This is a genomic window from Treponema sp. (assembly GCF_045657965.1).
Taxonomy (GTDB): domain Bacteria; phylum Spirochaetota; class Spirochaetia; order Treponematales; family Treponemataceae; genus Treponema_D.
In genome coordinates this window covers 1-14,317 of record NZ_JAZOUG010000155.1, presented here as the reverse complement: position 1 = coordinate 14,317, position 14,317 = coordinate 1, and the positions used below count along the sequence as shown (strand labels likewise).

At 38.9% G+C, this 14,317-nt stretch carries 15 protein-coding genes; 6 read left to right on the top strand and 9 right to left on the bottom strand.

The window, feature by feature from the left end:
• On the bottom strand, nt 1-800 hold an 800-nt coding region (locus ACKI5B_RS05645), incomplete at its 3' end, for an ABC transporter permease (protein ID WP_407426682.1).
• Between the two features lie 119 nt (nt 801-919).
• Between ACKI5B_RS05645 and ACKI5B_RS05640 the strand changes: the two genes are divergently transcribed.
• The 5 genes from ACKI5B_RS05640 (at nt 920) to pta (ending at nt 6,959) form a co-directional block, all read left to right on the top strand.
• On the top strand, nt 920-2,437 hold the full coding sequence (locus ACKI5B_RS05640) for a DUF1538 domain-containing protein (RefSeq protein ID WP_407426680.1): 1,518 nt from the start codon (nt 920-922) through the stop codon (nt 2,435-2,437).
• Entirely contained in the window at nt 2,430-3,080 is a 651-nt protein-coding gene (locus ACKI5B_RS05635) for a P-II family nitrogen regulator (RefSeq protein WP_407426678.1), read from the top strand. The genes ACKI5B_RS05640 and ACKI5B_RS05635 overlap by 8 nt, the downstream gene beginning before the upstream one ends.
• Complete coding sequence (locus ACKI5B_RS05630; RefSeq protein WP_407426676.1) at nt 3,080-4,165, top strand: biotin--[acetyl-CoA-carboxylase] ligase; 1,086 nt, start codon at nt 3,080-3,082, stop codon at nt 4,163-4,165. The genes ACKI5B_RS05635 and ACKI5B_RS05630 overlap by 1 nt, the downstream gene beginning before the upstream one ends.
• A 72-nt stretch (nt 4,166-4,237) precedes the next feature.
• Entirely contained in the window at nt 4,238-5,893 is a 1,656-nt protein-coding gene (locus ACKI5B_RS05625; RefSeq protein WP_407426674.1) for a hypothetical protein, read from the top strand.
• A 40-nt stretch (nt 5,894-5,933) separates the two neighbouring features.
• The gene (gene pta / locus ACKI5B_RS05620; RefSeq protein ID WP_407426672.1) at nt 5,934-6,959 is read left to right on the top strand and encodes a phosphate acetyltransferase; all 1,026 of its coding nucleotides are present in this window, start codon (nt 5,934-5,936) and stop codon (nt 6,957-6,959) included.
• 149 nt (nt 6,960-7,108) lie between these two features.
• Here pta and ACKI5B_RS05615 read toward each other — a convergent pair whose 3' ends face one another.
• From ACKI5B_RS05615 to ACKI5B_RS05600, 4 genes are read right to left on the bottom strand one after another with little or no spacing between them, the layout of a single operon-like run.
• Nucleotides 7,109-7,402 (bottom strand): hypothetical protein, encoded by a 294-nt coding sequence (locus ACKI5B_RS05615; RefSeq protein ID WP_407426670.1) that lies wholly within the window; start codon nt 7,400-7,402, stop codon nt 7,109-7,111.
• Nucleotides 7,402-7,983 (bottom strand): signal peptidase II, encoded by a 582-nt coding sequence (gene lspA, locus ACKI5B_RS05610; RefSeq protein WP_407426668.1) that lies wholly within the window; start codon nt 7,981-7,983, stop codon nt 7,402-7,404. The genes ACKI5B_RS05615 and lspA overlap by 1 nt, the downstream gene beginning before the upstream one ends.
• 25 nt (nt 7,984-8,008) lie before the next feature.
• Nucleotides 8,009-8,776 carry a Nif3-like dinuclear metal center hexameric protein gene (locus ACKI5B_RS05605; RefSeq protein ID WP_407426666.1) on the bottom strand — a complete coding sequence of 256 codons (768 nt, stop codon included), beginning with the start codon at nt 8,774-8,776 and terminating at the stop codon, nt 8,009-8,011.
• Nucleotides 8,773-9,879 carry a hypothetical protein gene (locus tag ACKI5B_RS05600; RefSeq protein ID WP_407426664.1) on the bottom strand — a complete coding sequence of 369 codons (1,107 nt, stop codon included), beginning with the start codon at nt 9,877-9,879 and terminating at the stop codon, nt 8,773-8,775. The genes ACKI5B_RS05605 and ACKI5B_RS05600 overlap by 4 nt, the downstream gene beginning before the upstream one ends.
• Nucleotides 9,880-9,977: 98 nt before the next feature.
• Between ACKI5B_RS05600 and ACKI5B_RS05595 the strand changes: the two genes are divergently transcribed.
• A complete protein-coding gene (locus ACKI5B_RS05595) occupies nt 9,978-11,480 on the top strand; it encodes an HDOD domain-containing protein (RefSeq protein WP_407426662.1) in 1,503 nt (500 codons plus the stop codon).
• On the opposite strand, the gene ACKI5B_RS05590 is transcribed toward ACKI5B_RS05595, so the two are convergent.
• From ACKI5B_RS05590 to ACKI5B_RS05575, 4 genes are all read right to left on the bottom strand, one after another.
• A complete protein-coding gene (locus tag ACKI5B_RS05590) occupies nt 11,467-12,297 on the bottom strand; it encodes a TrmH family RNA methyltransferase (RefSeq protein WP_407426660.1) in 831 nt (276 codons plus the stop codon). The genes ACKI5B_RS05595 and ACKI5B_RS05590 overlap by 14 nt on opposite strands.
• Entirely contained in the window at nt 12,297-13,445 is a 1,149-nt protein-coding gene (locus ACKI5B_RS05585) for an iron-containing alcohol dehydrogenase (RefSeq protein WP_407426658.1), read from the bottom strand. Before ACKI5B_RS05585 ends, ACKI5B_RS05590 begins: the two co-directional genes overlap by 1 nt.
• A 69-nt stretch (nt 13,446-13,514) precedes the next feature.
• Nucleotides 13,515-13,802 (bottom strand): flagellar biosynthesis anti-sigma factor FlgM, encoded by a 288-nt coding sequence (locus ACKI5B_RS05580; RefSeq protein ID WP_407426656.1) that lies wholly within the window; start codon nt 13,800-13,802, stop codon nt 13,515-13,517.
• A gap of 20 nt (nt 13,803-13,822) precedes the next feature.
• A partial coding sequence (locus ACKI5B_RS05575) for an SAM-dependent methyltransferase (protein WP_407426654.1) occupies nt 13,823-14,317 on the bottom strand: 495 nt, incomplete at its 5' end.

The window sequence follows — 14,317 nt, the reverse complement described above, 5'->3', positions numbered from 1 at the left end:
AAAGAAAGCGCGTTGATGACCGGGCTTACTCCGTGTCGAATCATATTGTAGACATAAATCGGCAGCGTTTCAACATTGCCGTTTACAAGCGAAGTGATTACAAAGTCTTCGATTGACATTGTAACGCTCATCATAAATCCTGACATAATTCCAGGGAAAATTGCTGGAAGAATAACCTTAAAAAGCGTCTGCTTTTCATTAGCCCCCAAATCGTGGCTTGCTTCGATAATTGAATAATCAAATTCATCGACACGTGCAGAAACCATAAGATAAACAAAGGGAAGACAGAATGTTGTGTGGGCTATAATGATTGTTCCTAAGCCTAAGTTCATGTGAATTCCGCTCAAAAAAATTAAAAGCGAAACACCCATAATAACTTCCGGCAGAACCATCGGTAAAAAACTAACCGACTGAATATAACTGCGGCCCTTAAATTTGTACCAGTTGTTTCCGATTGCAGCCAGACTTCCCAAAACAGTCGAAAGAAAAGCCGAAAGTAAAGCAACTACAGCACTGTAAAAAAGTGAAAGCCAGAGACGGCCTGAATTGAAAAGAAGTTCTTCGTACCATACAAGAGAAACGCCGGTAAATTCAGAACCTTTTGAAGCGTTAAACGAATAAAAAACAATTACAAAAAGAGGCAGAAAAAGGAATAAAAGAGCGATTACAAGCACAGTATTAGAAAAGCTGAATGCCCTGCCGTGTTTTTTCCAGTCACGTTTAGCATGTTTATTGCTTTCTGCCTTTGCAAGAGGATTCTTTTTTAAAAGAGCCAGTATTACTGATACCAAAAAGTCCATAAAAAAAGAATATCATAATATTTTTTCAAATTCTATAACTAAAGAAAAAAAATCCCTGAAGTCAGGTGAAAAAGTCTTACTTCACTATATGAGAAAATTTTTATATTATTAAAGCATTAATGAATATTTTTGCAAAATTTAAAGAAACTGTTTCTTCAGTGCTTCCTGTAATGATTCTCGTAATTCTTCTTGGGCTTACAATAGCACCTATGTCATTCAGTGTAATGACGCGCTTTGTGCTTGGAGGTATTCTTGTCATCTTCGGACTCACTATTTTTCTTCTTGGTGTAGATATCGGTATTCTGCCGGTAGGTGAACGAAGCGGAGCAGCTTTAACTGCAAAACGAAACCTTCCTCTTTTACTCGGTGCCGCGTTTTTAATCGGTTTTATCGTTACCGTTGCTGAGCCCGATGTTCAGGTACTTGCAGATCAGGTAATGGGAATTGCTCCAAATGTAAGTAAATGGGGCTTAATCTTAATGATTGCCGCTGGTGTCGGATTTTTTGTTTCACTCGGTATTTTGCGCACAGTCCTTTCGATTCCGCTCAACATTCTCCTTACAGTTTCTTATATTTTTGTTTTTATTCTGGCTTTTTTTACACCGGCAGCTTTTCAGGGAATTGCCTTTGATTCCGGCGGTGCTACAACAGGACCAATGACAGTACCTTTTATCATGGCTCTTGGTGTTGGTGTTGCAGCCGTACGAAGCAAAAAAGACAAAAACGGTAAAATCCAGTCTTCAGGCGATGATTCTTTTGGCTTGACTGGCATTGCCTCCATAGGTCCTGTACTTGCAGTCATCATTTATGGAATCATTTTGAGCAATTCAAACTCAACAGGGACTGAAGCTGTAGTAGAAGAAGAAAATGAAATCGTAAAAGGCATTTTTGTCTTTTTAAAACTCCTGCCTTCAATTTTAAAAGAAGTTTCATTCGCTTTAGCACCACTTGTTGCAATGTCGGCTCTTTTTCAGATTTTTCTCCTTAAAATGCCGCCAATGCAGGTTGTCCGAATGGTACGCGGTTTTGTAATGAGTTTTTTTGGCCTAATTCTCTTCCTTGCAGGAGCACAGGGTGGCTTTATGCCGGCAGGACAGGCTTTGGGTGAAGTTCTTGGAAAAGCATCTCAGAGCGGTTCTCTCTGGACTGCCCTTTTAATTCTGACAGGTATTGTTTTCGGAGCAATTGTTGTATGTGCAGAGCCAGCTGTCTGGGTTTTAACGGATCAGGTAGAATCCATTTCCGGCGGCACAATCAAACGCCGCGTTATGCTTACTGCATTAAGTGCCGGTGTTGCAATTTCAATCGGAATTTCAATGTGCCGTGTTCTCTTTGGATTTTCACTCTGGTATATTTTGATTCCAGGTTATTTTCTTGCTTTACTTCTTTCTTTTTTATGTCCTAAACTGTTTACGGGAATTGCTTTTGACTCAGGCGGCGTTGCTTCAGGACCAATGACAAGCACCTTCATTCTTTCATTTACACTTGGGGCATCAGAAGCAAGCGGCGGAAATCCGGCTGTAGATGCATTCGGAGTGATTGCACTGGTAGCCATGACACCTTTGATTGCAATTCAAATTTTGGGAATTATCTTTAAAATCAAATCAAAACGCAGTTCGGAGGGGCAGAATGACTAAATTTAAATTAATTATAAGCGTTGTTCCCCACGATAAGGGAGAAAAGCTGACAAAAGCTGCTTTAAAAGCCGGCAGTGGAGGCGGCAGTGTCCTGATGGGACGTTCTCTTGCTAAATCAAATCTCGGAGCAATTTTAGGCACCGGTGAAACTACAAAAGATTTGATTTACATGGTTGTTGATTCAACAAAATCTCAGTCTGTTATAAACGCAATTATAGAAGAAACAAAAAATGAAAAAAAAGGATTTGGCGAACTTTTTACGCTTAATGTTGATTCACTGATGAAAGCCTGGAATTTTTCACAAGGAGACAATATGATGGAACAAAATGCAAATAGCTGTGATATGATCAGCGTTATTGTAAATAAAGGATATGCTGATGATGTAATGTTTGCTGCAAGAAAAGCGGGTGCTACAGGCGGCACAGTAATTAATGCTCGTGGAACAGCCCGTGAAGATGATGAAAAATTTTTCGGCGTTCACATCGTTCCTGAAAAAGATATGCTGATTATCGTTGTTGAAAGTTCTAAAAAACAGGCGGTTTTAAATGCAATTCAGGAAGTAAAATGTCTCAAAGAACCAGGTATGGGAATTGCATTCAGCTCACCTGCAGGAGATTTTACACTTCTTGGGAAAACTAAATAATGTCTACTAAAGATAATGTTTTAAGTTCATTAAAATCTCTTACTGAAGGAGAATTTCTTTCCGGAGAAGAACTGGCTTTATCCTGCTCTGTTTCACGGGCTGCAATCTGGAAAGCAATTAAATCGCTTCAGGATGAAGGTTATACAATCGAAGCCGTTACAAACCGGGGATACAGAATTATTTCAAGCCCGGATAAACTTTCTGAAGCCGGAATTGCAGACTATCTTTCAAAAAACGGAATTTCAGGCGTTAATATTTTTACCTTTGAAGAAATTGATTCAACAAATTCAGAAGCAAAAAGGCGATCTGCAACGGCAGGTGCTTTTCGCGATGCAGAGGGAAACCTTACAGAAAAGTCAAAATCCCTTCACATTTCACTTTTTGCTTCAGAAAGCCAGACCGGAGGAAAAGGACGGCTTGGAAGGACTTTTATTTCGCCAAAAGACACCGGAGTATATTTTTCACTTCTGTATTCTCCGAAAAAAGGAGTAAAAAATCCGTCTCTCTACACCGCAGCAGCTGCAGTTGCTGTAAAACGCTCTGTTTCAAAACTTTACGGCGAAGAGGCGAAAATCAAATGGGTAAATGACATTTTTTTATGCGGCAAAAAAATCAGCGGGATTCTTGTTGAAGGAATTACCAATTTTGAAACTGGAATAATCGACGCTGCTGTAGTCGGAATTGGAATCAATATAAGGAAAAATCATAACCTTTCAGGGGAAATTACAAAAATAATCGGCAGTATAGAAGAATCAAAATCTGCAAAAGAAGAAAAACTTCCGGAAGTTTCTAAAAATGAACTTGTTGCCGAAGTTACCAAAAATCTTATTCAATTGTATGATTCATTTGAAAATCCTGAAAATTCTGCTGTCAAATCTGAAATGATTAACGAATACCGGGCTTCTTCTATGCTTACCGGTCAAAAAGTCACTGTAAATCCTGTTGCAGGCAGTAACTTTAATAGTTATTCTGCAAAAGTCAAAGGAATATCTGAAGAAATAAAGCTTCTGGTCGAAGACGATTCTGGTAAAATACATGAATTAAGTTCCGGAGAAGTTTCATTACATTCCTATGATTTTGTATAATTTATGATGAAAAAAAATTATTATCGTGTTATAATAAATTCAAATTTTGATAAACTTCGAGGACAGGTATAAATGATAGATCAGGATATTGACCCAACCATTGCGGCCTTGCTGGCAGAAACTGCTGCTGACTCAGGTCCAAGTGCTCTTCCATCTTTTAAAGAAATTTCCAGTGCTCCCGAAAAAAAACCTTCAGACCTGCAGGGTGATTCAGTACATAAAGTCGATCTGGCACAACAGGGTTTTAAAGAAATTACAAAATTCTACGAAGAAGAATCCAATCATATTTTCGATGATACCTCATATTACAAAACAGCTTTAGGCGGTGAAGGCGAACAGGCTCAGCGTGTACATAAAATTCTTTCAAAGTATCTTACATGTCAGGATTCTAAAGACAGAACAGTATACCGGCAGCAGCTTGTTACTTCATGGTGGGAACTTATCCGTGTAATGTGTCCAAAAGCCGGTGATTACAATCTCGAAAAGCCAAAAAGAATGTTATTACGATTTGGTGTTGTCCTTCCATCACTTTTTACCCCGGAACAAAAGCAGCTTTTCTCAACTGTAATTTTAGACAATAATACCGGCGAACCTGTTTATTACATGGACGAATGGTTCAAAGAAATTGCTTCAGGAAGATTAAGTCTTTCTGCAACAGACGAAGCAAGAACCCCGCGCAGAAATGATCCGGGAGCTGAAGCACAGAGAATCCAGCAGCTTAAGAGCAAAAATGACGGCAAATTACAGAATGCAGAAAGTCTTTTAAACTCGAAAGAGACTGAACGTCAGATGCTCGAAAATGAATTAAAAAACAGAATTGACTCCCTTTGTGAGCATATTCCTGTTATCGGGCTTGAACCTCATAAACAGCCATATACAGAAGGCCAGAAACATCTTTTTGCAGAAATTCAGGAAAAACTCCGTGCACTTCAAAAAGTTGATAAAGAACTTTCCGGCTACATGAAAGAATTTGAAGAAGCAAAAGCAATCGGTTCTTCACTTCAGGATAAACTTACCAACCAGCCAGAAGCACTGGAAGTCAGTACCGGCGATATTATGATTGAATATCAGACAGTACGCCAGATGGCAAAAATGACCTGCGGCCGACAGGGGAATCAATTTCCTGTCTTCACACGTGAATTTTATCACTGTGTGCCGCGTCTGACCGGTTTCCGTGAAAATGTTCTTACTATTTTAAAATGGGTCGAAGACAATGATCCTGAATGTTTCGTTCGTCTTCACAAAAATATGAAGAATCGTATTGTTCCATACGTTCTTTGTCTGCCTACATATGGCGATTTTGGTTTCTGCTGGGAGCCTTTTGACCGTTACAACAGAATTACGAGCCGAGGCCGTATTGTAATTCCTATGTATCCGCGCGACCTTAAAATCGCTATACTTATGGCCGTTGCTGATTTACGATGGCAGGTTGCAAAAGAAAAAGCCAGCTATTACTGGATGGAAGAAGGTCTTACAGGCCAGTACTATCAGTGGATTGAAAAACAGAAACTGAAAGGCGATTTAAAATCATATTTCATCGCAGATTATGTACTGTGGATGACAAAAGAAGTAGAAGGTGTTCAGCGGCTTGATAAAGAAGTCCGTGCAGTTTTCTGGCGCTTTATGCCGTTCAGTCAGGAAAAGAAAGAAGAACTTAAAAAACGAAGCACTGTATATGCAGAACTTTGTCAGAGAGATGCAAACCGCGCAATGAGCGACGGATATTAATTCTGGTTCCAAAAAATTTTATATATATCGAGGCAAAATTATGGATTTTGTTAAAGAACTTCGTGCCAAGGCAAAAGCTAAAGGCAAGACAATTGTTCTTTGTGAAGGTGAGGACAAACGCGTTGTAGAAGCTGCGTCTGTCATCGTTAAAGAAGGAATTGCAAAAATCACCCTTCTTGGAAACAAAGCTGAAATCGAAAAATTCGGTTTTGATATGAACGGAGTTAACATCGTTGACCCGACATCTGACTCAAATGCAGACAAATATGCAGAAATCCTTTACAAAGCACGCGAAGGAAAAATCAACAAAAAGACTGGTCTTCCAGAATATGCTGATGTTGCAGCAGCTAAAGCAGCAGCCCTCAAAGACTACACAATGTACGGTGCTCTTATCCTCAAAGCAGGAGACGCTGACGGTTTCGTTTCTGGCGCATGCCACTCAACTGCAAACACACTCCGCCCTGGACTTCAGGTTATCAAAACAGCTCCAGGATGCAGCACAGTTTCTTCATGCTTCATCATGGTAGCTCCGGAAGGAAGCAACAAATATCTTCCGAACGGAATCGCAGTTTTCGGTGACTGTGCAATCAATATCAACCCAACCGAAGAACAGCTTGCTGACATCGCAATCGCTTCTGCAGGAACAGCAAAGGCAATCGCAGGTATCGAGCCAAAAGTTGCAATGCTTTCATTCTCTACAAAGGGAAGCGGTGCTGATCCAAAAGACGGTGACACAGTAGGAAAAGTTGTTCGCGCAACAGCAATCGCAAAAGAAAAGGCTCCAGAACTTGCTTTGGACGGTGAATTCCAGTTCGACGCTGCTATCGCTCCAGAAGTTGGAGAGCTCAAAGCTCCGGGAAGCGCAGTTGCAGGACATGCAAACACATTTATCTTCCCTAACATCAACGCAGGAAACATCGGTTACAAAATCGCAGCCCGCATGGGTGGATGGAAAGCAATCGGTCCAGTATGTCAGGGATTTGCAAAGCCTCTTAACGATTTGAGCCGCGGCTGTAATGTAGACGAAATCGTCGACACAGTTGCAGTTACAGCACTTCAGGCATAAAGAAGCTTAAACCATAAGTGCAAAAAAAGACGGTCGGAGTCGGGGTTGCGACACAAACTCGCCTAAGCTTTGCTCACTGCGATGTTTGATGGCGCGTTCCCGACGGGAGACCGTCTTTTTTGTTTTAGTCGATTAATCCTTGTTTATGTCTACAGTTTCTTCTGATATCGGCTTACGACCTTAGGGTCCAGTTTGTCTTCTAAATGAAATTTTTTGATTGCCCAGCTTACTGTATGAACAGAAATAGACATAGCAGCAATCAATCCGATTAACAGTACAATCGGAAGCGCAATCTGGCTGAAAAGGCTTTCTGCCAGATTCTGATGTTCTGCCAGAAAAATCAAAAGTGAAAGAAACAAAACTCCTTCTACAATCAAACCGACAACAATATTAAACAGAATAACGCAGATATTAAAAAACAGAGTTCGTTCTTTTATGGTCATTATTCTTCACCAGCCTTATTCTGAGATTTTTTCATTGCAATTACGAAAGAAATAATCAAAAGAATACCGCAGACAACAACAGCTGCATCTGCAATATTAAAAGTCGGCCATCTTTCCCATCTCAAAAACTTAAATGATGATTTTTCAATGCCAAACCATTTAAAATCAAGGAAATCAACAACCCCTTCCGAACGGAAAAATCTGTCGATTAAATTGCCGAATCCGCCGCCTGCAATACCGGAAATACTCCAGCGCTGAAGTGGAGAAAAATCATCATTACGCATATAGACGCCTAAAACAACAATAAGGACAATAAGAGGAACTGCACGGAAAAGAATGCTTCTGACGGCGATGCTCCATCCCTGACCAATAGAAAAAGCAATTCCCGGATTATTTACATGGATAATTCTGAAAAAACCGTCAAAAAAAGATGCTCCAAGCCCGTAAAGCGGGATATTTTTTACAACAATAATTTTAGTGAGCTGGTCAAGAATAATTACAAGCAAAGCCAGAATGAGCGGCACAAGCTTTTTTGCTGTAAAATATTTTGGTTTAAAAGAAACTTCGATTGTATCAGACATTTTTATTTACCTTTTTTTTATTATACTATAAGCCGGTTGGAATGTCGATAAAGAGCGTTTCAAGCGATTTATCTTCTTCGAGCCGTTTCTGAACAAGCTGAACACCGACGGTTTCTGTATTATAATGACCGCCTGCAATTACATTGATTCCAGATTCTTCGATTCCATGATAATCTTCATGACCGACTTCACCTGTAATGTAGCAGTCTGCCCCGATTTTTACAGCCTGTTCAAAATCTTCACCTGCCCCACCGGAAATTACCGCTACTTTTTTAATCATTTTTTTGCCAAAAGGCAGAATATGACTTGGTTTTTCACCATTTGGAAAAAGTTTTTCAGCAAGTTCTTCGATTGTACATTCCTGAGGAAGTTCACCGGCGGCACCCAGTGTCATTCCCCGCCATTTTCCAAACGGACGCACTTTTTCAAGACCAAGGCGGGCTGCAATTCCAAAATTATTTCCGACAAATTCATTTGCATCAAGCGGAATATGATAAGCAATCAAGGCCAGATCGTTTTTGATAAAGGGAGCAACACGCTTATAGTGATTTCCTGTTATAGTCTGGCAGTGCCCCCAGAAAAGCCCGTGATGTACAAATAATACATCAGCGCCTTCTTCTGCCGCCTTTAATGCAGTTGCTTCACAGGCATCTACGGCAAATGCAACTTTTTTTATCTGTTTCTCATCCGGAAAAGAATTTGAAATCTGTATTCCGTTTAAAGAGATGTCAGAATCATAATCTTCTTTGTGAAGAAAAGAATTAAAATACCGGTTAAGTTCTGTAAGTGTCATTTCTGCTCCTGAATTGCTTTAATCGTCTTATTTGCAACATATCTGGCAATAAAAAATTTATTTTCACGCTCAATACCTTTCTGATGCGCAAGGAAAATATCAGTCTGTTCAATAAAACCATAACCGCTGGTTTTGTATTCATCAACACGGTTCATTGAGAAAAAGCCTTTTGCATTTGAATACGGCTCTGTATTAAACTCATCAATAACAGAATAAATTGAATCAAAATCAACACCATCAACAATATAAAAAAGTTTCGTATCATCTCCTAAAAGTTCCAGTGTAAGTTTTGTAAGTGCAGAATATTTTTTTGATGCCAGAGCCTGTTCATTTTTCAGAATTTCTTCAATTTTAGTTGTGTAATATCTTTCAAAAATCTGAGTAGCAGCGAATCTTCTGAATTTTTTAGAATCTAATAAATTTTTTACAGCTTTATTTTCTGTAAAATCAGAGAATAATTTTAAATCTTTTGTAAAAAGATCTGCTGCAATTACTTTATAGCCTTTTTGAGCCAGAAGCATAAAATACGGTTCATAATTTAAAACATTTCCCCGCGCTGAACCTGCAAAAATTAACACAGGGTTATCCTGATAAAGTTCTGCAACAATTTCATCAATTACAACCGGTTCATAAAGAAAAAGATTACCAGAGCCGGCTTCACCTGTAAAAACATTTTCTTTTATATGGAGATTTGAAGTATTACCTGCTAAAGCAAATTCTTTTCGGATTATATTAAAATCGTGTTCACTGTATTTCACAGGTCTGAATATTATGATTATTACAGTGAGTATAACCGTTAAAATCAAACCGACTATAGTAAAAACAATAAAAAGGGCATTATAAGTATCAACGATAAGCTTTGCTGAAAGTCTTAATATAGCCCGGAAATTTGTAAAGAAAACCATAAGAGAAAGCGCAAAAACTGCAAAATTCAAAGTGGTAAATTCAAAACAGACTAAATTCAAAATCGAAACAACCAAAGCCATGGGGGAAAAAGCAACAAAACAGTCAATTCTGGAATGTTTTATAAAGAAGATACGGATTGAACAAAAAAACAGCATAAGCACAACAAGAATTTGTGCTAAAAAATTATCAAAAAGCATATACAATTATTTTGCACGATTCTTAAAAATTACTCAACACTTGATTAAAGAGGATTTTTATATTTCCAAAATCTCTAAAATGTATTATAATTTTTTGTATGCAGCAACTTCAAAAAAAGCAGAAGGTAAGTCTGGATAACTCTAAAATTAAAATGGCTATCAGGGCTGGAATTCCTTTATCCATAACAACATACACTCTTCCGCGTGAAATGTCAGACTATATGGAAGAGGTTCTTGCATCTTTTTTGAGTGAACTTGGTCAGGAACACATGGAAACTTACCTGAAATACTGTCTTAACGAACTTGTTACAAATGCAAAAAAAGCCAATACAAAACGAATTTACTTCAACGAAAAAAAACTTGATTTATTTAACGAAAATGACTACGAAAAAGGAATGGTTCGCTTCAAGGAAGAAACACTAAATAATATCCGCTATTACCTTGGTCTTCAAAAACAAAGCGGGCTTTATGTAAAACTTATCCTTCAAACCCGAAATAACCGCATCAAAATCGAAGTACGCAATAACTCAGAACTTACTTTCAAAGAATATAAGCGTATTCATGACAAACTCAGCCGTGCACAGCAATATACTTCAGTTGATCAGGCCATGAATCAAGTTATCGATCAGTCTGAAGGAGCAGGCTTAGGAATTGTCATTATGATTCTTATGCTTGAAAAAATCGGCTTAACCGAAGAAAATTTTCAGGTTCTTTGTGAAAACGGCGAAACAATTACCAGAATTCTGCTTCCCATCAACGATAAAACACAGCGAGAACTCAATACCGCATCTCACGAATTTGTACGTCTTATCGACACTATTCCGCAGTTTCCTGAAAGCATCATGAAAATTAACCGGCTCATTAACGATTCTAATTCAAAAATGAGCGAAATTGCAAAAGCAATTTCAAGTGATGTTTCTTTAACAACAGATTTACTTCGTGTTGTAAATTCGGTCACTTTTGCACTGGCTTCCCCATGCCGGAGCATAGCTGATGCAGTAAAATTAGTCGGTATCCGCGGAATTAAAAATATGCTTCTTTCAGTAGGTTCTGAACACCAGCTTCAGGGAATCGGAGGTTCTTCACAGGAATTTCTATGGACCCATGCTTATCGTGTAGCATTTTATGCCTATAACCTTGCACGCAACTTCTGTGCTTCAGAAAAAGAAATTATCGACGATTCTTATGTATGCGGTCTGCTCCACGATATAGGAAAACTTGTATTTGCTACAGCACATCCCGATTTTATTTTAAGCGCCACAGAAATCTGCAAACAGCGAAATATTTCTACTGATATCTTTGAAAAATTACTCGCCGGAGTCAATCACAGCGAGGTTGGTGCCCTTATTGCAGAAAAATGGAATTTCCCGGACGTTATTATTTCCGTAATCCGACATCATCACGAACCTGACATGGCTTCTCCAAATACCAAGAAATTAACGTCCCTTATTTATCTTGCTGATATGATTTCACACTATGAAACAAACGAAGTTGATTATTATCAGTTTGATCTGGATGTACTCAAAACTTTCAATATTCAGAGTGAATCTCAGCTCAGAAAAATTTCAGAAAAATTATCAGCTGCTTTTAAATCTGACTAATCCATTCCTGCATCAAAATTCCATAAGCTACACCCACGTTAAGCGAAGCTTTTAAACCTTTCATTGGGATTGAAACTCTGCCATAATCAGCAATGGAAAGAGCATCAGGGCTTACCCCAAGTTCTTCCGAACCTATTATACAGATTCCTTTTTTTGGAAATTTAAATTCTCTAATAGGAGTGCCGCCTGTTTCAAGAACAAAAATCGGCAGGTCTTTTTCTTTTGCAAACTGAACTAACTGTTCAATATTTTTTCTTTCAAAACCGATTGTTTCTATACAGCCCATTCCGCTTCTGACTGCTTTCGGATGATTAGGATCAATACACATCGGTGAAATCAGTACTTTTTCGGCTCCCATTGCCTCTGCAGTACGGAAAATTGAACCACAATTAAAAGGAGAGCGGATATCTTCTGCGTAAACATAAACATCCGGAAAAAAATCACGCTGTTTTACAACACCATTTTCATCTGTAAGCGAAGAATGTGGAGCAATAACTAAATCCCATTCTGCGGGAAAAGTTCCCAAAACCGCAAGAAGATTATTTCTGGCTAAATTACAGGCTCGTTTTTCGTCAAAAGGTTCTGATTTTAAAATATTTTCCAGCTGAGCTTTTGCATCTTCAGAAAATTCCGGATCCTGAATTACAACTTCGAGAAGCTTTTTAATGTAATCAGAACGTGTTATGCTCTTAAAATTATATTCACAGCCTTTTTCAGCAATTCCATCAACATCACGCTCCAGAGCACCAAAGGTAAGTGCAAGTTTCCGGCGCTTTTGACCAGGCTGCAGCTGATTAAGTTTATGAACTTCTATCATTAATAAGCCGTTTTTACGAGAGCAAATAAATCATCGCTGTTCATACTTCTAGGCAGCGAATTTACAATATCAAGCTGTCCGGCATCTTCTGCAGCTAAGGCAAGCTGTTCAAGAGAAATAGACAAATCTTTAAGTCGGGCAGGAAGATTTGCTTTTGCAATTCTCTGCCGGATATTTTCTGCAAAGGCGTGAGATGCTTCTTCATCTGTCTGTTCGCTCTGTGCAATTCCCATTTTTTTTGCTAGCTTTGCAATTCTGTCAGCCTTAAATTTTGCACATTCTTCAATCATGTAAGGGAACAGAATTGTTGTAACAAGTGAACGGGAAATTTTATAGCGTGCATTTATACACATTGAAAGAAGTGAAGCAATTCCTACCGAAGAAGTTGCAGCCGAGAGGGAAGCCATACATCCGGCCTGTGAAAGCAATTCTTCTTTTGGCGTTGTAACTGTAAGGGTTTGAGAACCATCCAGAGCATAGCCAAAGATTTCAACAGCCTTTTCTGCAATCATATCACTGAAAAAATTTTCTCTCTGAGACAGATAACTTTCTGAAGCAAGACAGAGTGATTCCAAAGCCATTGAATCGGTCTGATTTTCTGTTAAAGTTGCCGTTAAAGTTGAATCAAACAAAACTAATTTACAAAGGCCCGGCTGTGATTTAAGGATTTTTAATGTTGAGTTTCTTGCATCAACAAGAGGAATTGAATCTGTAAAAACAAAAGCGTCACGAATTGTTGTCGGTATACAAACTAAAGGAAGCGGGTTTGTTTTAGGAAGTTCTCCGTCAAGGTAATCATATAAATCATGAATTTCATTAAAAAGAGCACAAACAGCCCGTGCAATACTGATTGGTTTTCCTCCGCCAAATGCAATTACTCCATGAACGTGAGCCTGGCGGGCAAGCTGCAATGCACGTGAAAGAATTTCAGAATCTCCGTTGCCGGAAAATTCATCAAAAATAAAATAATCAATTTTTTTATCATCAAGTGCATCTGTGATTTTTTTGCTGGTTCCGCTTTCACGCATAATCGGATCCATAACAACCATGAATTTAGAACCAATATTTGAAATAGTCTGCCCTACTCTGCTTGCAGTATAAGAACCTAAAAGTATATTCGGAGAAACCTTAAATGAAAAATCAACCATTTTTACCTCTATTAACAAAAAAAGACGGAATAACTCCGTCTTTTTGTAAGCGACACCGTTGCCTTTTTATTAAAGCCCATAGCTTGCAAGAATGCGGTCAGCTGTTGAAGCAATAACAGCCTGATTCAAGTAGTTTGGATCTTTAATTTTTTCTTTGATGGCGGCAACGAGATCCTGCCGAATGTCCGGAGTCTCAGACGCAACCTGATTGAGGTAGTATGATTCTGCTGCAGCTTTTGCTTCATCAGAAACACTTACCTGATCTGCTGTAGAGTATGTATTTTCCTTAGCCTGTGTGCGACGAGTATTCTGAACGTTGTTAAGAGGATTTACATTGTCAATTCTTCCAATCATCATAGCTAACCTGCCTTTACTATTTAATTATCGGCATCTTCTGAAAATTCTTTAGAATTTTTTGAAGACATTGAGATAAATACTGCAAATTCTCCCTGAATCTTAGCTCTTTCGCTAAAATTCTTAAAGAGTTCTGCTGCATTCCCCTCGACTATCTCTTCGTGCATCTTGGTCAGCTCGCGACCAACAACTACACGCCGTTCACTATCAATATCGGCAATATCTGCCAGAAGTTTAACAATTCTGAACGGAGATTCGTACAAAATTACTGCAGCTTCCATTGCCATAAGTTCTTTAAGACGGCTTCTTCTGCGCCCCGGCTTTGGTGAAAGAAAACCTTCAAAAACCAGTGTTTTACCGCCGGCACCAGCCACACTTACAAGTGAAGCAAAGGCACTTGGTCCTGGGATTGGAACAACAGTGTGCCCTGCCTGCCGTACCATACCTGCCAGAACTGCACCAGGATCAGAAATGCCGGGAGTTCCTGCATCACTTGCATAAGCCACCGTCTGACCTTC